Here is a 21,145-nt window from a genome sequence, read left to right as displayed (position 1 = left end):
CCTTTAAAGAATCATCTTTACTTCTTTACTTTTTTTCAGGCTCATAAAAATGCTATTGCGTTCTTCTTCGCTTTGGACCTCAAGTTTCACATATAAACTCACAAATCGTCCCTGTGCAGAGGTCTTGCCAAAATGCAATTCATATTCGCGTGGCATTAGCTCAAAAATTAAATGTTTTAATCTCTCCTCACTTTCTCCGATAATACGATATTCCCATTGACAAGGATAAGAAATATGAGGCTTGTGCAAGTCTAAATTCATTTTTACTCCTGCAATTTGCTTAAAATCTTATGCATTGATGGGGGAATCTTGCAAGGTTTCCCACGCTCAACATCAACAAAAGCAAGCGTAATATATGCCTTGAAGATAAGCTCCTCGCATTCTTCGCCTTTGAGTGCATTATAGATTCTATAAATATCCTGCTCTAACACCACAGATACATTTTTAAATTGTGCTATGGCACTTCTTACCTCAAGCATATCGCCCAAACGCGCACTTGCAAGAAAATCTGCTTCAAGCTTTTTAAGCACAAAAGCACTTTGATTCTCAAAAGGTTGCGCTCCTTGTGCGAAAAATAATTCGCTGCGCGCACGCTCACAATATTTAATATAATTTGTATGATAAACTATACGCCCACAATCTGTATCTTCAAAATACACCCTTACACGATATATGTCCATACAATACTCCTCAAGTCCTTATATCTGCGCTTAAATTGTAGCAAAAATTGCACCAAAGTAGATAAACACAGACAATCCTCACTACAAAGCATTGTAAGATTCTCTATTTTAGCTAGAATGTGTAACTTTGTCATATCATCATAAAAGCAACAAAAGGGAATAAATGAATAATTTTAGTAAGATAGGTTTTATTTTAGCCACTTTAGGAAGCTCTATTGGGCTAGGGCATATATGGAGATTCCCCTATATGGCTGGAGAAAATGGTGGAAGTGCGTTTGTCATCTTATATCTTATCCTTTCAATATGTATTGGAGTGCCTATGCTTTTGGCTGAAATGCTGCTTGGTAATAAAGCACGGAGCAACCCTATGGATAATTATGTCGTGCTTAAGACATTCAACTCTCTTCCTTTAAATACTGCACAAAATGAACCTAACTCCATTGATAAGGATTCACATAAATCACTGATGTGGCTTGGACTAAATGCCATAGCAGGTCCTATGATACTAAGCTTTTACGCAGTTGTGCTAGGCTGGATTATATATTATTTACTCTTTGTGAGTTTTCATCTTCCAAATAATCTTCATCAAGCAAAAGCTATTTTTGACGAGATAAAATCTCATTCTCTGCTATATCAAACGCTTTGTTTTGGGATTATCATCACTCTTACTGCTTTTATCGTGGCGCGCGGGATTAAACGTGGGATTGAACAACTTAATTTTATACTTATGCCTCTTTTATTTTTAATATTTATCGGGCTTTTATTGTATGCGATGACTTTGCCAGAATTTAACAAAGCGTGGCATTTTATGTTTGCTTTCCAACCTCATAATATAAGCACAAAAACAATCTTAGATTCTCTAGGGCAGGTATTTTTCTCACTCTCACTTGGAGTAGGCACAATCGCCGTATATGCAGCAAGTGCGCAACACAATGAAAATCTCCTTAAAAGTGCTTTATGGGTGGTGATAAGTGGCATTATTGTCTCCATTATAGCTGGATTGATGATTTTTACTTTTATTTATCATTTTCAAGGACAGCCAAGTCAAGGTCCCGGACTTTTGCTTGTTTCGCTTCCATTAGCATTTCAGACTTTAGGCGAGAGTGGTAAAATAATCAGCGTACTCTTTTTCATAGCCATACTTTTTGCAGGAATTACTTCCACAATCTCTATGCTTGAGCCGTGTGTGAGTATCTTGCGAGATAAATGGGCTTTCTCTCAAGCAAAAGCTTCTTATGTATTAAGTCTTGGGGTTTTTATTCTTGGCTTTTTGATTATTTTATGGGCAAATGATGAGATAGCTCTCCCAAGCATATTTGGCAAAAGACTTTTTGATACGATTGAATGTATTACTTCATCATTTCTAATGCCCATAGGTATGCTTATTACACTTACTTTTTTAGGCTGGGGCATTAAAAAATCATATGTGAGACATTGGACACCCTATTTAGGCAACATACTTTTTGAAATATGGCATAAGATTATTTGTGTTATCGCTCCAAGCGTTATTCTCATCATTTTACTCTCACAATATATAGATGTTATAGAACTTATTAATAGCTTATTGGCATAAAAACATTATTTGCGCGCACAACAGAGTTTGGCAAATTCTTCAAAAAGCATACGTGCCTCTCTTGGTCCCGGACTTGCCTCTGGGTGATGTTGCACTGAAAATATAGGTTTATCTTTGTAGCGCACACCTTCAATCGTGCCATCAAATAAATTGCGATGTGTGATAGTAGCAATTTGCGCAATAGATTCTGGCACACAATAATTATGATTTTGCGCAGTAATCTCTACTGCACCACTTTGGAGATTCTTGATAGGGTGATTGCTTCCGTGATGACCAAACTTGAGCTTGTATGTAGGATAGCCGTGCGCAATAGAAAGAAGTTGATGTCCTAGACAAATACCAAAAACAGGCACATCTGATTGAATAAGCTGCTTAATTTGCTCAATCTCATTGTGCAGCACCAAAGGGTCGCCGGGTCCATTAGATAAGAAAACTCCTTGAATCTCGCCCGCTTTAAAACGCGACAAAATGTCCGCTGCGCTAAAATTATGAGGCATAACCTCTACTTCTAGTCCCACCGCTATAAGCTCATTGAGGATATTACGTTTCGCACCAAAATCAATTGCAATAACTTTTGCCCTAAAGTGTGGGGGTGTGCCATAGTCAAAATGCGCAAAGTCAAATATAGAATCTGTATGTGCGTAAGATGCTTTTGTAGATATTTCTTTAATAAAATGTATATCTTGGATAGGAGGTGTGTGCTCTAAATGTGCTTTGAGCTCACATTCTTGGGTAAGTTCAGTAGAAGCTATCATCATCATCGCGCCTTGTATAGTGAGCATTTTAATTAAACCACGCGTATCTACACCACATATACCCATAATATTATGTTCTTTCAGATATGCACTAAGACTTTGCTCGGAGCGGAAGTTAGAGGTAAAATCATTGTATGAAGAAACAATAACGCCTGTGCAAGCAGCACGGCTAGATTCTCTATCTTGATTATTTGCGCCTACAATGCCAATCTCTGGCATACTCAAAACAATAAACTGCCCTGTATAACTTGGGTCAGTAATCACTTCTTGATAGCCACTCATAGAAGTATTAAATACAACTTCACCTACAAAAGTCCCCTCACTGCCAAAACTTTGTGCCTTAAAGAATAATCCATTAGCAAAATATAGATATACCTCTTTAAGAATGCTCATAAAAGTCCTCGTTTGCGTAATTCTTCCTCATAAAGTTTGCTAAAGACAATCTCATATTCCTCTGTTCCATAAATAAGCTTTCGTTTATATTTTTTAAGCTTTTCAATGACTACTTCTTCGGCTTTATCATAGATTTTAGAATATTCATTAATTGCCTTAAAAATAATATTTTTAATAAGAGTTTCGGATACATTAAATGCAATAAGTTTATGAGTATCCAAACTATTGAGAATCTGATGGGATATATCACTGCAACGCTCTTCCCACCCAAGATAAAAATTTTGTTCATTTGCTACCTGACGCTTACACATTCTAAAGAGCTCTCGTTCGTCCATACCAAAATCTTCAATTTCATCACTCCTTTCTTCAAGAATCTCACGCACTCTTTCATCAATAGCAAGCTCTTTTTGGATATTTTCTTGGAGGCATTCAAGTGCGCTTTGGGCAATATTTTGAATAGGTGCAAGAAGTGTGATATATTGAGAATTGCCTAAATCAATACTGATTTTATTAGCGATATAAGGCGCGTGCTGAAGTTTTAGTCTCATCAAATTATCCTTTTTTAGATTTACGATATTGTAGCTAGTTTAAGTAAAAAATGGATTTAAGATTCTAACTAAAACAACAATTCCTCTTCAATATCAACGACTGGTCTTTTAGTTGGTAATGGTGAATTGTCTGTAAAATAAAAATCTCCATAATCAAGAGTCTTGAGCCCCACACCCTCTGGCACTTTAAAACGTCTTGAGATACCCGGGTCAAAGGTTAAAACTTTGGAGAAAAAATATGCAAATGCTGGGGGAGCAACTATACCACCAGATTCGTGAGGTCCTATAGGCGTATTATCATCACGTCCATACCAAACAATCGCTTGAACATCAGGAGTGAATCCACAAAACCACGCATCAACATTGCGATTTGATGTGCCTGTTTTCCCCGCAACTTCTAAGCCAACCATACGCGCCCTTGAACCTGTGCCGCGATTCACAACATCACGCAAAATATCAATAGTCAAAAACGCTTGAGCAGCAGTAGTGATATGACGCGTTTGTTCGGGTGAGCTATATACATTTTCACCACTTTTATTAATCGTAGATTCTATGAGCATAGGCTTAAGAATCGTGCCATAATTTGAAAACATTGAATATTGCTGTGCAACTTCAAGCGGTGAGAGCTCAAAACTGCCAAGCACAATAGACATATTCTCTGGGAGATTTTCAAAACCATCTTGCTTGAGTGAAGCATAAAGTTTATTAAAACCAATATTTTGATCCACAAGATTAATTGTGGCAAGATTGCTTGATGTTCGCAAGGCATCTTTAAGTGTCATAAATCCGTGAAATTTACTTGTATAGTTTGAAGGACTCCATACTTTAGATTCTGTCTCTTCTTGCGTGGCTTCAGATGCAGCTTCTGCTGCACCTCTGGTTGTAAATTTGCGCGGCACATCAGGAACGAAAGTCGCTGGGGAATCTCCTTTATCAAATGCACTCTGATAAATAAAAGGCTTTATAGAACTACCAAGCTGCCTTTTAGCTTGGGTAGCGCGATTAAACTTTGTTTTTGCATAATCTATACCACCCACCATTGCTAAAATATCGCCTGTATGTGTATCTGTAACAACGATTGCGCCATTAAGTGTGTCATCATTCAAATCGCCATTTTCAAACATTTTAGGATAACGTTCGTGAAGACGTTTACTGATTTCATTATAACCATACACCATTGCTTCCTGCGCTGCAAACTGATAATCTAAATCAATTTTAAGCCTGATATAATATCCACCTGTTTTTAAATCTTCAATATGAGCCAACTCACGCAATACCTCATCAACAACATAAGGTGCAACATTTTGCGTAAGTGTTTGATTAAAGACTTCTGGCACTTCTTTACTTGCATTTTCATACTCTTCCGTGGATATCCAACCAATATCATAAAGTCTATCAATAATGTCATTAGCGCGTGCCATTGAATATTCTTTATTTTTTGTAGGATCATAAAAACTTGGTGCTTTAGGAAGTCCTACAAGCATACAAATTTCTTTTAATGTAAGTTCATTTAAACTCTTGTGAAAATACCCTAAAGCCGCTGTTTTGATGCCGTGATAACTATGCCCAAATGAAATGCGATTAAGATAGAGTTCCAAAATTTTTTCTTTACTCAAATGCCGCTCAATATGAATAGCAAGCATTGCCTCTGTGATTTTGCGTTTAAGTGTTTTTTCTGGGCTCAGTGCGATATTTTTAATAAGCTGCTGCGTGAGTGTGCTCCCTCCCTCTACATAGCGCATACTTTTAATATTCTTAAGCATAGCACGCGAAATTGCATCGGGATTTATGCCTATATGTTCAAAAAAAAGTGTGTCTTCAACTGCAAGCAATGCTTCAATCACGCGCGGTGGAATCTCATCAAAAGTCGCATAGAATCTAAAATTTTCATCAGTAAAAACATTTGCGATAAGTCTATCTTTCCTATCAACTATCTGTGAAGCAAGCGCAAATTGATAATTTGTAATTTTACTCACTTCAGATTCTACTTCATAAAAAAGTTTAATAAGGTAAGCTCCTGCTCCTATTCCAAAAATAATAGCTATGACAAAAAGACTATGCTTTATTTTATGCCACATTGCTTTGCTAATCTCCTAAATCCTCTTTATTTGGGGACTCATCATTTTTTTGAACTTCTGCGTGAGATTCTGTCCGCTGAATGCTCACTTGTGGGTTCTTCCTATCTTCTTCCATTTTGCTCTCAAGTCGTTCAATTTCATTAAATACTTCTATACGTTTTTCATTATACATTTCAAGAATGGAATCCATAACACCATTAGAATTTTCCTCCATTGCCACAATCTTACTATCAATAAAGCTCTTAGGGCAAGATTGAGCTGTATCAGCAAAAGTTTGAGCCAAAGAAATAGCTTCTGTATGCACACCTGCGTGATAAGATTCAAGAGCTTTGTAACCTTGCGTATTGGCAAATGTCGTTTTACCATCACCTTCATAATACCATTTACCCAATCGGCAATTATGATGATCCACGCAATTAAAGCTATCAGACAAACCAAATATATAGGAATAAAGATTATTTTTATACACAACGTGGTCAAGTTTTGCCAAAACACAAAAGATTCTATTGCTCAAATTTAATGTGCTGTGCTTTGTAACAAGGCTACCTATCTTGAGGTTATTAATTACTCCGTGAAGTTTTACAACTCCCTCACGCACATTATCTGTGGCTTCATTTGTCTCTTCTGTGCTTGTTTGAATATCATTTGCCTCTTGCTGCATTGATTTTACAACAACTGCTATTTCTTTTGTAGCTTTTTGTGTTTTTTCTGCGAGTTTTCGCACCTCATCTGCAACAACTGCAAATCCTCTGCCGTGCTCTCCTGCACGTGCCGCTTCAATAGCTGCATTAAGCGCGAGCAAATTTGTCTGTTCGGCAATATCATCAATAAGTGAAATAACGCTTGTAATTTCGTTACTGCGCTGCGTAAGAGAATCTACAAGTTGCGAAGCTGCTTGCATTTTTTCATACAAAGTTTCAATTTGCTCCAATGCAGCAGTGCTCATACCTAATCCATCTTCAGCAGATTCTGCAGCCTTAACCGAATGTTTGGTTACATCATTTGACTCTATAAGCACATTTTGTAGTGATTCTTGTGTGCCTGTTATGCCTCCTTTGAGACTCTTTGTATAAATATTAAAAAGGTTTGTGCCTGTTCTATTATTTGTCAAATGATTAAGTAATACAAGTGAATAATACACAATATCACCAACGCGTGCGCTTGTTACACTATATTCATCACGAATATGACTTATACTATCTATATGTTCTTTTAATTGGGATTTTAAAATATCAAGACTCTCTATTTTTGAGGCAACATCATTTTTATAAACAATTTCCTCATCTTTTATCCCAATAATTGCTTCTACTTGTGAAAAGCCTACAAGCATTTTATAAGTTTCAAGCTCTTTTGTGATTTCTGCAATGTGCGCATCTCTTTCCATTATTTGCCGTTGTAGTGCTTTGCTGGAACCAAACATTCTTTCTCCTTAGTATTTTCAATGAATTTAAATAAACATGCACATTATAGTATTTTTACAATAAATAAGTGCTGTCTTTATCTATAAATCGTCATAAAGCCTTGCTTTATGTTGTAATTTTGTATATTTTATGGCAACAAAAGAGAGAAAAATCTTAATGATAAGCTTTCTTATTTGCATTTTTGTGTATTTTATTGCTATAATCTTGTAAAAATAAGAATCACAAAAGCACAGCTAAGGAGCATATATGAATATGAATGCAAATCATCGTGTGGAAACGCTAGATTCTATACTTGAACGACTAAGAGATTCTATTAGAAAAGGTGGGCTTAAAAACTCTAAGCAACGTGAAGAAATCATTGCGGTGTTGTATAAAAGTGGCACACATCTTAGCCCTGAAGAAATTACTCATATTATCAAAACAACTGATAAAAATGCGAGTATTTCATCAGTATATAGAATCTTAAGCTTCCTTGAAAAAGAAGGATTTATCACTGCTCTTGAGGCTGATAAAAGTGGGAGACGTTATGAAATTGCTGCAAAAGAACATCACGACCACATTATTTGTCTCACTTGTGGCGATATTGTAGAGTTTGTAGATGCAGATATTGAACGTTTGCAACTTGATATTGCACAACAATTTGGCGCAAAACTCATTAGCCACGATATGAGATTATTTGTCAAATGCTCTAAATGTCAAGGACTCTAAAAATTTAATCAAAAACTAAAATTCATTTGTGTATAATCGCGCCTTGCTAGAGCTTAAGCATAGCATAAAGGACGTGTAGCTCAGCTGGTAGAGCAACTGACTCTTAATCAGTGGGTCCAGAGTTCGATCCTCTGCGCGTCCACCACTTTAGCCTATAATCTTTGCGTAAAATATAAATTCTAACATTTTGTGCTCATCATACCACTCTGTGGCAATATACAAAGACTCTTATACCCACTCCCTTTAAGCAAAGTAATCTTAAATGGTGAGCGCAAAGCAGTAGGGATTTTCCCACAATAAGGCACACCTCTCCTATCAAAATAAATTCTTGCACTCTCACGCTCTTTACAAAAATTATCAGATTCTATAAGAATATTCTCTATCCCAAAACGCTCTCCCAATCGTATCTCTGCAAGCGCATTGTTTTTACATTCTTGTGCAGTATTGGTATTATTATATGCACTCAAGCATTTTCTATCCATATCTTTAAGGATAATATCTCCTGCCATCGGACGACTATCAAAATGCGTAGTAGGCGCGTTTCTTGGCGTATCAATATAAAGGCTATAACTATGTGTAGTATAGATTCTACCCAAATGAAATTGTATCTGCCACATAGCATTGCGATGTTGTGCTACAAGTGCATTTGCATCAACAGAGGGATACAATCGGAGCATATCTCGTGAATCTTGAGCCTGTATAAACGCATTATCATCGCTCAAAGCGAAAAGCTGAAGCATTTTAAGATGAGAAATAAGTGTGCTATAAGCTATTTCCAAAGAATGATTGCTCCGAATCTGCACAAATGAAAAAAGCACTATGAGCATACCTAAAGCAATAGCAAATTCAAAGAGTTTCATTCTTCATCTTTGGGCTGACTTGATTGTAATTTTGCCGATTCTATTTTTTGCTTAAGACGTGATTGTGCAGTAGTAACAGGACGACTTTGCACAGAAGGCACTACCACAAACGATGCGACCTTTTTCCCTAAATATACCACAGGGATTTCATTTTCATAACTTTCATTGAGATTATCCACAGGCATTAAATAAGGCTCATCGCTTCCTTTTATACCGTAAAATCGCAAAGCAAGCTCTAATTTGCGATTACTTGTTTTAATTGCCTCTATACCTTTTTGTTTGAGCAAGTGCGCTACCTCTTTGCTAATATAATACGAACTTGCAAAATGATTTTCCATACCGAAGAGATAAAATATTTTATTACCATAAATTGCGGAGGTTTGAATAAAAAGCAATGCCAAAATCACTACAAATCGCCGCACATAACTCACCCTAAATGAAGGCAAACGCACCCTCATATCTGAAAAAAACTGCTTTACTGCCACAGGAAGAGCTACCACACTCATAGGAAAAAGTGTCTCAAGCTCCACATCTTGCCTTAATGAAAGCAACACAACAAAAAACATTGAAGCTGCGCCAATATCTACAAGCACATTATTTTGCTTTCTTAGAGCATTATAAAGCGTGTAGATATAATATATGAGTAGCAAAGGCGAAAAAAACAAAGCCATATTGCCCAAATTTGACAAAAAATAATTGCGTGGAATACCTGAAACATCAAGCCCTAACAAATACATATTCAAAGCAAAAAAAAGCAAACAGAGAATCATTCCTAAGGTATTTTTATTTTTCAGCGCATAAAAAAAGAGGGCAAAAAATAAAATTGCAAAGCTTCCATCTAAAAACATTGCAACAAACATCACGACATAGGGCATTTTCTGGAATCTCATCTGATAATAACAGCATAAAAGTGCCACAAAAATAATCAAGCCACTCTTTAAAACAAAAAGTGCGCTAAACATTACTCCGGGCAAAAGCGCATAAATGAGTATTACAACCAATGCATCACGAGGCTTTTTGAGATAGATTCTAGAAATCTTATATAAAAGAAACATATTCCCCATATGAATAAGAATAAAAGGCAAACGCAAAGCATAATCATTCTGTCCAAAAAGATTAAGGCAAAAGCGCGCAATGATAAAAGCCAAATCTTGAGAGTAAAATACACCAAAAGCTTCTTTATAATGGATACTCATATCACCGCACAAGAGAAATAACACAACAACATTTATGCCTAAAATTACACAAAAAAGCACATTTGTGCGCAAATTAGAATCTCTATATCTCCCCCAAATCTCTTTGACCATTGTTTTACCTAATTAATTTCATTAAAGTGATAGCCATAATGTTGAAGTTGCTCACGAATGAGCGCTTTGTGTTCTTCATTTTTTGTCTCTAATGCCATTGTTACAAGTGCATCGCCATATTTAAGCATAACAGAAGTCCTATCATATTCAATTTGCACGATATTTGCATCTACTTTGCTCAAAATATTTGTTAGCCCTTGCAAACTACCGGGTTTATCTATGAGCACGACTTCAAGCTTCATCTTCCGATTAGATTTCAACAAACCTTTTTCAATAATAACATTAAGCAAAGTAATATCAATGTTTCCTCCGCTAAGCACAAGCGCGACTTTATCTTGTTTGTTGAGCGCAAACTTTTTATGCAAAATACTTGCCACACTCGCCGCTCCCGCACCCTCAACAACAAGTTTTTGCTTTTCAATCAAAAATAAAATAGCATTTGCAATTTCTTCATCATCTACGCTCACTATCTCATCAACACATTCTTGCACAAGTGCGAAATTTTCCTCATTCACATCACGCACAGCAATACCATCGGCAATGCTTCGCACAGATTCTATCTTTTGAATACTCCCACTTTCAAAAGAGCGCTTCATCGCATCAGCTCCACTTGCCACTACACCTATAACCCTTACATTTGGGCAGAGCTGTTTATACACACTCCCTATACCGCTAATCAAACCTCCTCCACCAATAGGCACAACTACCATATTTAAGTCCTTGCATTCTTGTATCATTTCAAGCGCGATACTCCCCTGCCCTGCAATCACTTCCTCATCAGCAAAAGGGTGAATAAACACTAAATGTCGTTCTTTAGCAATTTGCAAAGCTTTGGCATAGGCTTCATCATAACTATCTCCACTCAATACAACCTCCGCTCCAAGAGCCTTTGTCGCGCTTACCTTAAGCAAAGGAGTGGCTTCAGGCATTACAATCACAGCTTTTATGCCAAAATGCTTTGCTGCATAGGCAACACCCTGTGCGTGATTCCCAGCGCTTGCAGCGATAACGCCCTGTATTTGTGAATGAGCAGATTGCTCAACCAAAGAAGCGATTTTATTAAACGCTCCGCGAATCTTAAACGCCCCTGTAAGCTGCAGATTCTCTTTTTTAAGATAAATATCTGCTTGAGCCAAGACAGAGAGCATAGGTGCGTAACTTAAAGGTGAGGGGATAATCACATTTTCTAAACGTTGCTTGGCTTTGATGACCTTTTCATATATTTGCTTTTTCATCATATATCCTTCGTTTTATTATGAGATTTTCCCTCTGTATTGCGGATTGTATCGTGCCTTGCGTTAAGAGAACTTGAAATACGTCTATATCTTCTTAATCGCCTCATATCTGCTAAAAACACGGGCAATCCTACGCCAACACCAGAAAGGATAATAAGCACGATACCAATGCTTGTGGGGAGATTTGGCAAGGCATCGCCTAACATTACACCTAAAATCACAGAAAACATTAAACGCGTATAATCAATAGGAGCAACAATTCCAGCAGGTGCAATCATATAAGCCTTTGTGAGATAATGCTGTCCCAAAGTGCCAAAAAAACCAAGTAACGCAATATGTAGCCACTCTATCCCACTAGGCATTGTCCATTTTTCATCAAAATAGGGCACATTACACCAGCTTAAGAGCAATGCCATAACGCTCATCGCTACTCCTGTGGAAAATACAATTACCCACGAATGAAAATAATCCTTGAGTGCGCGAAGATTCAAAAATGCAACTGCCATAGAGAGCGCACCGAAAATACCAAAGAGAATATTTAACATTTCTAAGTCATTCAAAGAAGGATTACATATAAGCAAAATCCCCACAAAACCTATAATAGTAGAGAGAATCACACCTATATTAAAATGCTCTTTTAAAAATATCATTGAAAGCACTACGACATATAAAGGCATACTTTGGGCAAAAGCGCTCGCTGTGCCTAGAGAAATAGTAGCAATATTATAAAAAAGTGCCACAAAGCTAAGTCCTCCAGCACCCGCACGCACCATAAGAATCCACCAACCGCCACTTTTATGTTTTGGGGACTTCATAGGTTTATTCACAAGCAATGGAAGCAAAAGGAGAATCATCACAAATGAGCGAAAAAATGCAACCTCCATAGGTGGGATAGCATCTGAGAGAATCTTTGCCTCCGCACTCATAAGGGCAAAAAGAAAAGATGAAATAAGCATTGCTAAAATGCCTTGGGTAATGTTTTGCTTCATTCACACGCTCCTTTACACAACCAAAAAGCTATTGTAGCAAAAGCTTGTTGTTTTAATGCAAATTGAATGCAAAGTATGAGAATAAAATAATGGAATAGCCTTTGCTTAAGAGCTTGTAACTCTTACAAAGGATTGTAAAATGCTCACACGAAGTTTAGGAATGTCTCTCCTTGGTATCTTAATCTTATGTATCGCAATTTTTCCAAACAAAAGCCTTGCCTTTGAACCTAGTATTGATTTTAATGCTCCTGATTGGGTAGAAGAGCGAGAATCTGCAGATAATGACATACCTGAATTGCCACGCGCAGGAAGCCTTTTTGGCAGTGGAGATAAGCCTCTTTTTTCTGATAGGCGCGCAATGAAGCCTGATGACCTTATAACCGTTGTCATTTCTGAAAATGCAAATGCAAATTTCACAACAAATAAAAACTATAATGGCGCAAGCGGAGGGAATGTAACACCACCCTCCATAGAATATACAGGCAATAATGAGGAGCAAAAGCAAATCGTCTCTGAACTCAATGACCAAGCCGCTTATAACCTCACTAAGGCAAATAATACTTCTAACTTTCAAGGTGGTGGGGCGCAAACGCGCAGTGAAGCACTCAATGCTACGATTACAGCGAGAATCGTGAAGGTGCTTGATAATAACACCTACTTTATACACGGACGGCGTGAAGTGCTTGTAGATGGCGAAAAGCAAATACTTGAGTTAAGCGGAGTGGTGCGTTCATTTGATATTAACAAAGATAATGTCGTGCAAAGCAAACATATCGCTAATGCCAAAATCGCCTACACTTCGCTCGGACCTATCAGCGATACAAATCATAAAAAACCTGTGAGCGATGGCATAGAATCTTTGTATCCTTTTTAGATTTGGTGAGTGCGTGAAAAAAATCGCCCTTATCCCCGCTCGCGGTGGCAGCAAAAGGATACCAAATAAAAATATCAAATCCTTTTGTGGCAAACCTATCATCGCCTATCCTATTAGCACTGCTTTAGAATCTGCACTTTTTGATGAAGTGATAGTGAGCACAGATTCTATGCAAATCGCACAAGTAGCGCGCGAATATGGAGCAAAAGTGCCTTTTATGCGCCCAAAAGAGCTAAGCGATGATTTCACTCCCACTGCTCCTGTGGCACAACACGCGATAGATGTGTTGAATTTACACAAAGAGGATTTACTCTGCGTGATTTACCCTACTGCGCCTTTGCTCACTCAAGAAACGCTCGCTCTTGGATTGAATGCTTTGATAGAAAATCCGCATAAGCTTTTTGCTTTTTGCGCTGTGGCGTATGATTACAATCCTTATCGGAGCTTTTGTATCGCAAATGATGAGATAGAAATGCTTTTTCCTCAACATTATCTCACGCGCTCACAAGATTTAGCGCAAGTCTATCACGATGCGGGGCAGTTTTATTGGGGGCGTGTGGAGGCGTGGAGAGAGAATCTCCCCATATTTGCACCACACTCAAGCACTATAATCGTGCCAAATAGCCAAGTCCAAGACATTGATACGCTTGAGGATTGGACCCTCGCAGAGATGAAGTATAAGCTACAATATTCTACAAGGGGTTTATAGAATCTCAAGCAATCATTTATGCCAATGAACAAATATATTCAAACTGCTCTTTTGTCGTGGCAAAAAATGTCCCAAAAAGCAAATTGCTTTTATTCTCACTAAAAGGTGAATATTTATCAGCATTAAATTTAAGAATCTGCGGATAATGCTTCTCATCGGTAATCGTCTCCAAAGATACTCCAACTTTGCGTTCAAAAGCAAGTGTCATTTTTTGATTGTTTTCAAACTTATCTTTAACTTCAAGCACAGCTTTAAAAATATGCGTTGTGGCTTCATAGCATAGCACTTTATCGCCCTCACGCATAATCTCAAAACATAAAGGATATTTTCTATTTTCCTCACTATCCTCCCAATATTTCCACCATTCCCGCTCCTCACCATATACTTCTGTTTTGTAAGGGTAGTTTTCTTCCCTACATACACATATCCAATAACGCACAGCTATTCCTTATTCAGCAAAATTAGCCTCTATCATTAAATCGCCATTGCCATTATCAAAAGTTCTATATGCTAATCCATTTTCAAATAGTTTCACAGCAACCTTAGCTATTCCATATAGCGTTATAAAATCTTGAGGAGTGCTTAAAATCTCATCTTGTTTTCTATCACCCTTGATAGATTGATAGAGTTCTTCCATTACCAAAGGTGCGCCAAAATCATTTGTCGCCGCAGCAAAGGCATTCATTCTTTCTTGTGCTTCTTTATCCAAACCTTTTGTAATATCCTTACCACTTCGCGCTTGCTGGATTTTTTCAAAAGCTGTTTTGAGATGGGTATTTGAAATTTTCGCCTTACAAATACTTGATTTTTTATCTTTATCAAGTTCCATTAGGGTAATCTCACCTACTTCAAAACCTAAACTTTTGAGCGTGATATATTTATCCTCGCCTCCTTTTGCATTCTCAAAAAGTAAGAGATTAAGAGCCTGCTCTGCATAATTTTTGTTATCACATTTAAAATCATTCCCACACCCACTCAACAAACCTAGCAACACTACACTTCCTATCAAAGTAACAATTTTTTTCATTTTTTCTCCTTTTATTTTTATATACCAAGCATCATTAGCTGATTGGAAATCTTATTCAGATTATCTTGCTTAATGCCCTTCCACACTAAAACCAAATCCACTATCGCCCAAATATAAAGGGTTGCCCAACACAACAAAAGTTTCACTATACCCAAGACAATATCTCCTTTATAGAATCTATCCGCACCTAAAATCCCTAGAAATAATCCTAAAACAAGCCCTACCACAGGATTTTTAAGCTGGATAAGACTAAGGCTAGAGAGCTTTTCTTCTGGGAGTTTTTCAAGTCGCTCTTGTAAAATCAACGCTGCATTATCTGGGAGTTTATCTGCCCAAGTAGCAATCATCATCATTGCTTTATCATTCATAATAGTTCCTCTCAAGGCAAGTTAGAAAGCAATATATTTAAGTTTTGCTTTCTTAATTTTTTGCCCACTAAAAATAAATCCGCAACCCACCAAATCAAAGTAATAAGCAGACACCAAGAGCCTAATCCTTTTAAAACCATTGAATCAGAATCCTCTGCAAGAACACTAAAAATGAATCCAAGAATCGTAATGGCTAATCTTACCTCACCTAAAATTTTATCACCAATCATAAAGCGACCAACACCTAAATTTCCAAATACAAAGCTCCCTAACCAAAAAACTGATGTAGGATTTTTTAATCCAAGCAATGGAATCTTTGCCATAAAGTCATTACAACCTTTTTCATCAAGCTTATCAAGCCGCTCTTTAAGTTGTTGTTGCTCAAGCAAATCCTTTGGCAGCTTATCCTGCACACTCATTAGTATTGTATTAGAATCCACAAAATTCTCCTTTTGTAAAAAATAGATTTGCAATAATACGATATATTTTCTTAAATTACTATTTATATACGAATTATTTTCGTAATTTGGAATCAAGAGAAAGTTTTATTTAATTCGCCTAAAAGTAAAACAAGGAACTCTAATGAAATACACACAACAAGATAAGGCGAGAATCTTGCGCATTACCACGCGCACTTTGCAGAGGTGGAAATACACCAAGCCCGAACTTTTTGCCATTATTGAAGCAGGATTTAAAATGCGAGAGCGAATCTACACGCAAGAGATGTATAATGAAGAGATACAATCACTCATTAAATCCATTGATTCACGCAATCTACCCACATCACACCTACTGAACTCATCAAAATAACCCTCAATCCATTCTTTCATCACACTTTTTTTTTGCACTCCTTATTATTTATGGAATCAACTTTGCTACATCATTCAAAATTTTGGCTAAAGGGGATAAATGCGTATTGATATATTTTGCGAGAGCGGAAGCGCGTATGGGTTGGGGCATTTTTATCGCTGTTTGAAGCTTATCGCTCTGTGTGGGCGTATTCCTCAAGTGGATTCTATCACTTTGCATAATCGTGGCGATTTTGTCCCTCCTGCGCTTGAGACGCTCTTACCTCCATTGCAAATACACATAGAATCCAAAAATTACGAGTGGCTCTCTACCCAACCTCAAATGCTTGATGTTGCCATTGTGGATAGTTATGAGGCACAAGAGTGGTTTTATCATCGCCTAGATAATCAATCAAAAGCACTCATATGCCTTGATGATGCCTTTAGAGATGTGTATCCACCCACAAGCTATATTCTTAATCCCGCTCCTAATGCCAAAGAGGCATTTCCTCAAAATGAGCAATTTTGGTGCGGCGAGGAATATCTTATTCTCCCTTTTGCCTGTGCAGATTCAAAGCCTCAATGCGAGCATAAAAACACAAATGAATTAAAAGATGTGTTTGTTACCTTTGGCGGCGTGGATAAGGATAATCTTGTGCAAAATTTTGTAGATAGCCTCTCTACGCTAATTTTAACACACCCACATCTGAAGCAAAAGCGTTTTCATATTATCTTAGGTGGTGGATATACGCATACTTTGCACCTACCCCAAAACTTGCAAGACTCATCAAATCCACTCATTTGTATTTATCGCAACTTAAATCCTTATGATTTCCTCACCAAAGCGCAGCAATGTGATATTGCCATAAGCGCAGGTGGTGGCACTATGCTTGAACTTCTCGCACTTAAAGTGCCTTGTATTATTATAGAAGCTGCCTCAAATCAACATCTCCAAATAACGCAATGGGCACAAAAAGGCGCTATCCTCCAAGCCAAAAATCCTAAAGATTCACTCACGCACCTTATTAGGCTTGTGCCAAAAGATATGTTGTCCATTCACAATACCCTTAACTCACTCTCTTTGGGCTCAAAGCTCCCTCTTGCACTGTATAATCTTATCAATACTTTAGCGGCTCAAGATTCGCTCATAGCAGATTCTCATAACCAAACGCTTGTAACAAAAGATTTCACCCAACTCACACAAGAAGAATGCGAACTTGTCCTTAAAATGCGCAATCACCCTCAAATTGCCCAATGGATGTATAGTGAGCATATCTCATCACAAGCGCATTTTGATTTTATAGAAAAACTTAAAAATGACACTTCAAGGCGATATTGGCTTTGTTATGAAGCAAATGAATGTATCGGGGTAGGCTCACTTACTCGTATTAATCTTAGCCATAAACACGCTTTTATAGGTATTTATACCAATCCTAATTGCGCCAAAGCCTTTAAAGGACGCACAATTTTAAGATTCTTAGAATCTCAAGCCTTTGAACACTTAGCACTTCATACTTTGCACCTTGAAGTGCTAAGTCATAACAGCAAAGCTCGCAACTTCTATGAGCGTATGGGCTATGTATATGAGGGCGTGTTGCGCGATTTCATCGCTCAAAAGGACAAAGGTCAAAGACGATATTATGATGTCATATTAATGTATAAGGAGCGAAAATGAGCCCATCAAAGCATATTGCCAAATCCCATACTCCTCTTATTATCGCTGAATTGAGTGCAAATCATAATCAAAGCTTAGAAATTGCTAAAGATTCTATTCGCGCGATTGCACAATGTGGTGCTGATGGCGTAAAGCTACAAACCTACACGCCCGAGTGTCTTACGCTGCAATCAAATGAGCCTCATTTTTGTATCAGTGGAGGCACACTCTGGGATAAGCGCAATCTTTATGAACTCTATAAGGAAGCTCAAACGCCTTGGGAATGGCACAAAGAGCTTTTTTCACTCGCACAAGAGTTAGGACTATTGATTTTTAGCTCACCTTTTTCACCCAAAGGTGTCGCATTTTTAGAATCCTTACAATGCCCGATATACAAAGTAGCAAGCTTTGAAGTAATGCACTATGAACTCATAGAAGCCATTGCCAAAACAAAAAAGCCTATCATCATCTCCACAGGTGTAGCCACACACAAAGAGATTAAGAGTGCGCTTGAGATTTGCCATAAATACGGCTGTAAAGACATTACTTTGCTTCATTGCATAAGCGAATATCCTGCCCCATTAGAATCTGCAAATTTACGCGCTATGCCACAACTTGGCAAAACTTACAAAACATATAACATAAAGTATGGATTATCTGATCATACGCTTGGGACACTTTGTCCTATTATTGCTACGAGTTTAGGGGCAAGTATGATTGAGAAGCATTTTATTCTTGATTCTAGTCTTGGTGGGGTAGATAGTGCTTTTAGTATGAATAAAGAAGAGTTTAAACTTATGGTAGAGCAAGTGCGCAATAGTGCCTTAGCATTAGGACAGAAAAACCCACAAATTCCTGCAGATACTATGAAAAAAAGGCGACAATTTGCACGAAGTATTTGGGTAAGTGCAGATATTCAAAAAGGTGAGAAATTCACACATAAAAATCTTTGTGTATTGCGTCCTAATGGTGGAGCGCACCCACGATATTTGAGTAAAATACTTGGCAAGAGGGCAAAAAAGGATTTTAGGGCAGGACAACCATTGCTTATAAAATAATTAAAAGTCAAAGTGAAGTAAAGGTATTTCAAAGTATAATGCGCTTTTGTTTTTATATAAAGTATTCAAGGAGTAATTATGCTACTTTTTACGCCCGGTCCTACACCTGTGCCAGAATCCATACGCAAGGCTATGAGTGAGCCTACACTGCATCATCGCACACCCGAGTTTGAAAGTATTTTTGCTAAAGCAAGAGCAGGGTTATTAGAGCTTTTAAAAATGCCCGAGGTGCTTATGCTTGCAAGTAGTGGAAGTGGCGCTATGGAGGCGTGTGTATGCACTTTTACTCAAAAGAAAATGCTCAGTATCAATAGTGGCAAATTTGGTGAGCGCTTTGGTAAAATTGCTGCGAGCGCTCATATCCCCTATCGCGAAATTATTAATGATTGGGACACGCCTGTAAGCGTAGAGAGTGTGCTTAAAGTGCTCAATGAAGAGAGTGAAATTGATTGTTTTTGTATTCAAATGTGTGAATCCGCAGGAGGATTGCGCCACCCTGTGGAGGAAATTGCAAAAGCTATCAAGGCTTATAATCCGCACATAGTGGTGGTGGTAGATGCTATTACTGCAATGGGCGTGGAAGAAATTGATACTACACATATTGACGCACTCATTGGTGGCTCACAAAAAGCCTTTATGCTCCCGCCGGGTTTAAGCATTATTGGCTTATCTCAATATGGCATAGAGTTAGCAAATAAGCGCAATGTTGGCTTTTATTTCAACCTCAAAACCGAACTCAAAAATCAAAGCCAAAATACGACTGCTTGGACTGCACCTACGACAATTATCACAGGCTTAACACGATATTTTGAACTTATTAATGGCAATATACAACAAGTCTATGCGCAAACCAAAGCACGAAGTCTTGCCACACACAAAGCTTTAGAATCTTTAGGGCTTAGGATTTATCCTAAAAATCCTGCCCTTGCGATGAATACTATTTATGATGAAGTCAATGCAGCACCATTGCGTAAGATTCTCAAAAATGAATTTTCGCTCAATGTAGCAGGAGGGCAAGATAAGCTTAAAACAAGCATTATGCGCATTAATCAAATGGGACTTATCCCGCTTAATGAAAGTGTATGGGTTATCAATGCAATAGAGCTTGCCCTAGAGCGATTGAATCTTAGGAAATTTGATGGCACAGGAAATAAAGTATTTCTCACCGCCTATTATGATATATTAGACAAGTAAGCATAAACGTTGATATATGAAAATCATTGCAGTGCTTGGTTCAAGTGGCAGTGGCAAGAGTGCTCTTGCTCACCGCATAGCAATGGAGCAAAATTGCGAAATTTTCAGCCTTGATTCTCTAAGTATTTATAAATATATTGATATTGCCTCGGCTAAGCCTACGCCTTTGGAACAATCACAAGTGCATTATTATGCGCTTAATATCCTAGAGCCATATCAAAAAAGCAATGCGATGATTTTTAGGGAGCTTTTGTTACAAGCCATTGCCCACATAAAGACTCATTGCGCACACAAACCTCTTCTTATCGTAGGAGGAAGTAGCTTTTTCCTTAAAAGTATTATTGAAGGATTAAGCCCTATACCTCCCCTTGAAGAGCACGAAACTTGGGCAAAAAGTCTAGGAAATATAACCACACAATATGCACAATTAGTGCAAATTGATAAAGCGTATGCCCAAAGTATCACTCCCACAGATACTTATAGAATCTGCAAAGCCCTTGCACTTTTTAAAGCCACAAATATGCCTCCTAGCGTATATTTTGCGACACATAAAAAGCAACCTTTAGGTTATGATATTGAAATTTTTTCCCTTGAACGCGAACGCGAGGAGCTAAGAAAACGCATTGCAAAACGCACAAAAATGATGATTGCACAAGGCATTGTGGAGGAAGTCAAAACCATCTTAGAATCTTATGGAGCGCAAGCTCCTGCACTAAGAGCTATTGGCACAGAAGAATGTGTTAATTTTTTACAAGGCAAAATCACATCTTTACATCAACTAGAAGAGCAAATTTTTTTTCATACTTGCCAACTTGCAAAACGCCAACGCACCTTTAATCGCACACAATTTGCGCATATTACACATTTAGAAGAAAAAGCATTAGAAGCACGACTTAGAGAGCAAATCCACAACAATACCCCCTAGC

At 37.7% G+C, this 21,145-nt stretch carries 23 protein-coding genes, 1 tRNA gene and 1 pseudogene; 10 read left to right on the top strand and 15 right to left on the bottom strand.

Going from position 1 to position 21,145, the window contains the following annotated elements; genetic code table 11:
* Positions 1-3 precede the first annotated feature (3 nt).
* Positions 4-261 carry a DUF493 domain-containing protein gene (locus OQH61_RS04105; RefSeq protein WP_266026022.1) on the bottom strand — a complete coding sequence of 86 codons (258 nt, stop codon included), beginning with the start codon at positions 259-261 and terminating at the stop codon, positions 4-6.
* 2 nt (positions 262-263) lie between these two features.
* Positions 264-680 (bottom strand): acyl-CoA thioesterase, encoded by a 417-nt coding sequence (locus tag OQH61_RS04100; protein ID WP_266026021.1) that lies wholly within the window; start codon positions 678-680, stop codon positions 264-266.
* A gap of 163 nt (positions 681-843) precedes the next feature.
* Between OQH61_RS04100 and OQH61_RS04095 the strand changes: the two genes are divergently transcribed.
* Entirely contained in the window at positions 844-2,253 is a 1,410-nt protein-coding gene (locus OQH61_RS04095) for a sodium-dependent transporter (RefSeq protein ID WP_266026020.1), read from the top strand.
* 5 nt (positions 2,254-2,258) lie between these two features.
* Here the strand turns inward: OQH61_RS04095 and carA are convergent, their stop codons facing one another.
* From carA to OQH61_RS09570, 5 genes and pseudogenes are all read right to left on the bottom strand, one after another.
* On the bottom strand, positions 2,259-3,401 hold the full coding sequence (gene carA / locus OQH61_RS04090) for a glutamine-hydrolyzing carbamoyl-phosphate synthase small subunit (protein ID WP_266026019.1): 1,143 nt from the start codon (positions 3,399-3,401) through the stop codon (positions 2,259-2,261).
* Positions 3,398-3,949, bottom strand: coding sequence for a DUF507 family protein (locus OQH61_RS04085; RefSeq protein ID WP_266026018.1), 552 nt, complete (start codon positions 3,947-3,949; stop codon positions 3,398-3,400). Before OQH61_RS04085 ends, carA begins: the two co-directional genes overlap by 4 nt.
* Before the next feature lie 68 nt (positions 3,950-4,017).
* Positions 4,018-6,027, bottom strand: coding sequence for a transglycosylase domain-containing protein (locus tag OQH61_RS04080; protein ID WP_266026017.1), 2,010 nt, complete (start codon positions 6,025-6,027; stop codon positions 4,018-4,020).
* A 7-nt stretch (positions 6,028-6,034) separates the two neighbouring features.
* A complete protein-coding gene (locus OQH61_RS09575; protein ID WP_416232490.1) occupies positions 6,035-6,688 on the bottom strand; it encodes a CZB domain-containing protein in 654 nt (217 codons plus the stop codon).
* Positions 6,671-6,928: pseudogene (locus OQH61_RS09570) on the bottom strand (methyl-accepting chemotaxis protein); the annotation flags it as partial. The gene OQH61_RS09575 and the pseudogene OQH61_RS09570, both read right to left, overlap by 18 nt.
* 772 nt (positions 6,929-7,700) lie before the next feature.
* Between OQH61_RS09570 and OQH61_RS04070 the strand changes: the two are divergent.
* Both OQH61_RS04070 and OQH61_RS04065 read left to right on the top strand, forming a co-directional pair.
* A complete protein-coding gene (locus OQH61_RS04070) occupies positions 7,701-8,156 on the top strand; it encodes a transcriptional repressor (protein ID WP_266026139.1) in 456 nt (151 codons plus the stop codon).
* Positions 8,157-8,225: 69 nt separating this feature from the next.
* A tRNA-Lys gene (locus OQH61_RS04065) sits at positions 8,226-8,301 on the top strand.
* A gap of 34 nt (positions 8,302-8,335) precedes the next feature.
* Here OQH61_RS04065 and OQH61_RS04060 read toward each other — a convergent pair.
* The 4 genes from OQH61_RS04060 to OQH61_RS04045 are packed head-to-tail and all read right to left on the bottom strand — an operon-like array spanning position 8,336 to position 12,547.
* Positions 8,336-9,016, bottom strand: coding sequence for a hypothetical protein (locus tag OQH61_RS04060; protein ID WP_266026015.1), 681 nt, complete (start codon positions 9,014-9,016; stop codon positions 8,336-8,338).
* Entirely contained in the window at positions 9,013-10,323 is a 1,311-nt protein-coding gene (locus tag OQH61_RS04055; protein WP_266026013.1) for a glycosyltransferase family 39 protein, read from the bottom strand. Before OQH61_RS04055 ends, OQH61_RS04060 begins: the two co-directional genes overlap by 4 nt.
* A gap of 8 nt (positions 10,324-10,331) precedes the next feature.
* The gene (gene ilvA, locus OQH61_RS04050; RefSeq protein WP_323054024.1) at positions 10,332-11,558 is read right to left on the bottom strand and encodes a threonine ammonia-lyase; all 1,227 of its coding nucleotides are present in this window, start codon (positions 11,556-11,558) and stop codon (positions 10,332-10,334) included.
* The gene (locus OQH61_RS04045) at positions 11,558-12,547 is read right to left on the bottom strand and encodes a DMT family transporter (RefSeq protein ID WP_266026010.1); all 990 of its coding nucleotides are present in this window, start codon (positions 12,545-12,547) and stop codon (positions 11,558-11,560) included. The genes ilvA and OQH61_RS04045 overlap by 1 nt, the downstream gene beginning before the upstream one ends.
* Before the next feature lie 160 nt (positions 12,548-12,707).
* Here OQH61_RS04045 and flgH point away from each other — a divergent pair, with 160 nt between their 5' ends.
* Entirely contained in the window at positions 12,708-13,421 is a 714-nt protein-coding gene (flgH, locus tag OQH61_RS04040) for a flagellar basal body L-ring protein FlgH (protein WP_266026138.1), read from the top strand.
* A 13-nt stretch (positions 13,422-13,434) separates the two neighbouring features.
* Positions 13,435-14,130: a pseudaminic acid cytidylyltransferase gene (gene pseF, locus OQH61_RS04035; RefSeq protein ID WP_266026009.1), complete on the top strand. Its 696-nt coding sequence runs from the start codon at positions 13,435-13,437 to the stop codon at positions 14,128-14,130.
* A gap of 16 nt (positions 14,131-14,146) precedes the next feature.
* Here pseF and OQH61_RS04030 read toward each other — a convergent pair whose 3' ends face one another.
* The 4 genes from OQH61_RS04030 to OQH61_RS04015 are packed head-to-tail and all read right to left on the bottom strand — an operon-like array spanning position 14,147 to position 15,965.
* Positions 14,147-14,569, bottom strand: a complete 423-nt coding sequence (locus tag OQH61_RS04030; RefSeq protein ID WP_266026008.1) for a hypothetical protein — start codon at positions 14,567-14,569, stop codon at positions 14,147-14,149.
* A gap of 9 nt (positions 14,570-14,578) precedes the next feature.
* Entirely contained in the window at positions 14,579-15,157 is a 579-nt protein-coding gene (locus OQH61_RS04025; protein ID WP_266026007.1) for a hypothetical protein, read from the bottom strand.
* Between the two features lie 17 nt (positions 15,158-15,174).
* The gene (locus OQH61_RS04020; RefSeq protein ID WP_266026006.1) at positions 15,175-15,525 is read right to left on the bottom strand and encodes a TM2 domain-containing protein; all 351 of its coding nucleotides are present in this window, start codon (positions 15,523-15,525) and stop codon (positions 15,175-15,177) included.
* An 11-nt stretch (positions 15,526-15,536) separates the two neighbouring features.
* A complete protein-coding gene (locus OQH61_RS04015; protein WP_266026005.1) occupies positions 15,537-15,965 on the bottom strand; it encodes a hypothetical protein in 429 nt (142 codons plus the stop codon).
* A gap of 142 nt (positions 15,966-16,107) precedes the next feature.
* Here OQH61_RS04015 and OQH61_RS04010 point away from each other — a divergent pair, with 142 nt between their 5' ends.
* The 5 genes from OQH61_RS04010 to miaA all read left to right on the top strand — a co-directional run bounded on the left by OQH61_RS04010 (position 16,108) and on the right by miaA (position 21,144).
* Positions 16,108-16,335, top strand: coding sequence for a hypothetical protein (locus OQH61_RS04010; protein ID WP_266026004.1), 228 nt, complete (start codon positions 16,108-16,110; stop codon positions 16,333-16,335).
* Between the two features lie 99 nt (positions 16,336-16,434).
* Positions 16,435-17,988 (top strand): UDP-4-amino-4,6-dideoxy-N-acetyl-beta-L-altrosamine N-acetyltransferase, encoded by a 1,554-nt coding sequence (pseH, locus tag OQH61_RS04005; protein WP_266026003.1) that lies wholly within the window; start codon positions 16,435-16,437, stop codon positions 17,986-17,988.
* Positions 17,985-19,025, top strand: a complete 1,041-nt coding sequence (gene pseI, locus OQH61_RS04000; RefSeq protein ID WP_266026002.1) for a pseudaminic acid synthase — start codon at positions 17,985-17,987, stop codon at positions 19,023-19,025. Before pseH ends, pseI begins: the two co-directional genes overlap by 4 nt.
* A 78-nt stretch (positions 19,026-19,103) precedes the next feature.
* Positions 19,104-20,219, top strand: a complete 1,116-nt coding sequence (locus OQH61_RS03995) for a pyridoxal-phosphate-dependent aminotransferase family protein (protein WP_266026001.1) — start codon at positions 19,104-19,106, stop codon at positions 20,217-20,219.
* Positions 20,220-20,235: 16 nt separating this feature from the next.
* Positions 20,236-21,144 (top strand): tRNA (adenosine(37)-N6)-dimethylallyltransferase MiaA, encoded by a 909-nt coding sequence (gene miaA, locus OQH61_RS03990; protein ID WP_266025999.1) that lies wholly within the window; start codon positions 20,236-20,238, stop codon positions 21,142-21,144.
* Position 21,145 lies beyond the last annotated feature (1 nt).

Source organism: Helicobacter sp. MIT 21-1697 (assembly GCF_026241255.1).
Taxonomy (GTDB): domain Bacteria; phylum Campylobacterota; class Campylobacteria; order Campylobacterales; family Helicobacteraceae; genus Helicobacter_C.
The sequence above is the reverse complement of the archived record's forward strand: the minus strand, read 5'-3'. Positions and strand labels throughout refer to the sequence as shown.

Coding starts and splice junctions, on each gene's coding strand:
- OQH61_RS04105 (WP_266026022.1), bottom strand. CDS start 261: ATGAATTTAGACTTGCACAAGCCTCATATTTCTTATCCTTGTCAATGG.
- OQH61_RS04100 (WP_266026021.1), bottom strand. CDS start 680: ATGGACATATATCGTGTAAGGGTGTATTTTGAAGATACAGATTGTGGG.
- OQH61_RS04095 (WP_266026020.1), top strand. CDS start 844: ATGAATAATTTTAGTAAGATAGGTTTTATTTTAGCCACTTTAGGAAGC.
- carA (WP_266026019.1), bottom strand. CDS start 3,401: ATGAGCATTCTTAAAGAGGTATATCTATATTTTGCTAATGGATTATTC.
- OQH61_RS04085 (WP_266026018.1), bottom strand. CDS start 3,949: ATGAGACTAAAACTTCAGCACGCGCCTTATATCGCTAATAAAATCAGT.
- OQH61_RS04080 (WP_266026017.1), bottom strand. CDS start 6,027: ATGTGGCATAAAATAAAGCATAGTCTTTTTGTCATAGCTATTATTTTT.
- OQH61_RS09575 (WP_416232490.1), bottom strand. CDS start 6,688: ATGCAGCAAGAGGCAAATGATATTCAAACAAGCACAGAAGAGACAAAT.
- OQH61_RS04070 (WP_266026139.1), top strand. CDS start 7,701: ATGAATGCAAATCATCGTGTGGAAACGCTAGATTCTATACTTGAACGA.
- OQH61_RS04060 (WP_266026015.1), bottom strand. CDS start 9,016: ATGAAACTCTTTGAATTTGCTATTGCTTTAGGTATGCTCATAGTGCTT.
- OQH61_RS04055 (WP_266026013.1), bottom strand. CDS start 10,323: ATGGTCAAAGAGATTTGGGGGAGATATAGAGATTCTAATTTGCGCACA.
- ilvA (WP_323054024.1), bottom strand. CDS start 11,558: ATGAAAAAGCAAATATATGAAAAGGTCATCAAAGCCAAGCAACGTTTA.
- OQH61_RS04045 (WP_266026010.1), bottom strand. CDS start 12,547: ATGAAGCAAAACATTACCCAAGGCATTTTAGCAATGCTTATTTCATCT.
- flgH (WP_266026138.1), top strand. CDS start 12,708: ATGTCTCTCCTTGGTATCTTAATCTTATGTATCGCAATTTTTCCAAAC.
- OQH61_RS04025 (WP_266026007.1), bottom strand. CDS start 15,157: ATGAAAAAAATTGTTACTTTGATAGGAAGTGTAGTGTTGCTAGGTTTG.
- OQH61_RS04020 (WP_266026006.1), bottom strand. CDS start 15,525: ATGAATGATAAAGCAATGATGATGATTGCTACTTGGGCAGATAAACTC.
- OQH61_RS04010 (WP_266026004.1), top strand. CDS start 16,108: ATGAAATACACACAACAAGATAAGGCGAGAATCTTGCGCATTACCACG.
- pseH (WP_266026003.1), top strand. CDS start 16,435: ATGCGTATTGATATATTTTGCGAGAGCGGAAGCGCGTATGGGTTGGGG.
- pseI (WP_266026002.1), top strand. CDS start 17,985: ATGAGCCCATCAAAGCATATTGCCAAATCCCATACTCCTCTTATTATC.
- OQH61_RS03995 (WP_266026001.1), top strand. CDS start 19,104: ATGCTACTTTTTACGCCCGGTCCTACACCTGTGCCAGAATCCATACGC.
- miaA (WP_266025999.1), top strand. CDS start 20,236: ATGAAAATCATTGCAGTGCTTGGTTCAAGTGGCAGTGGCAAGAGTGCT.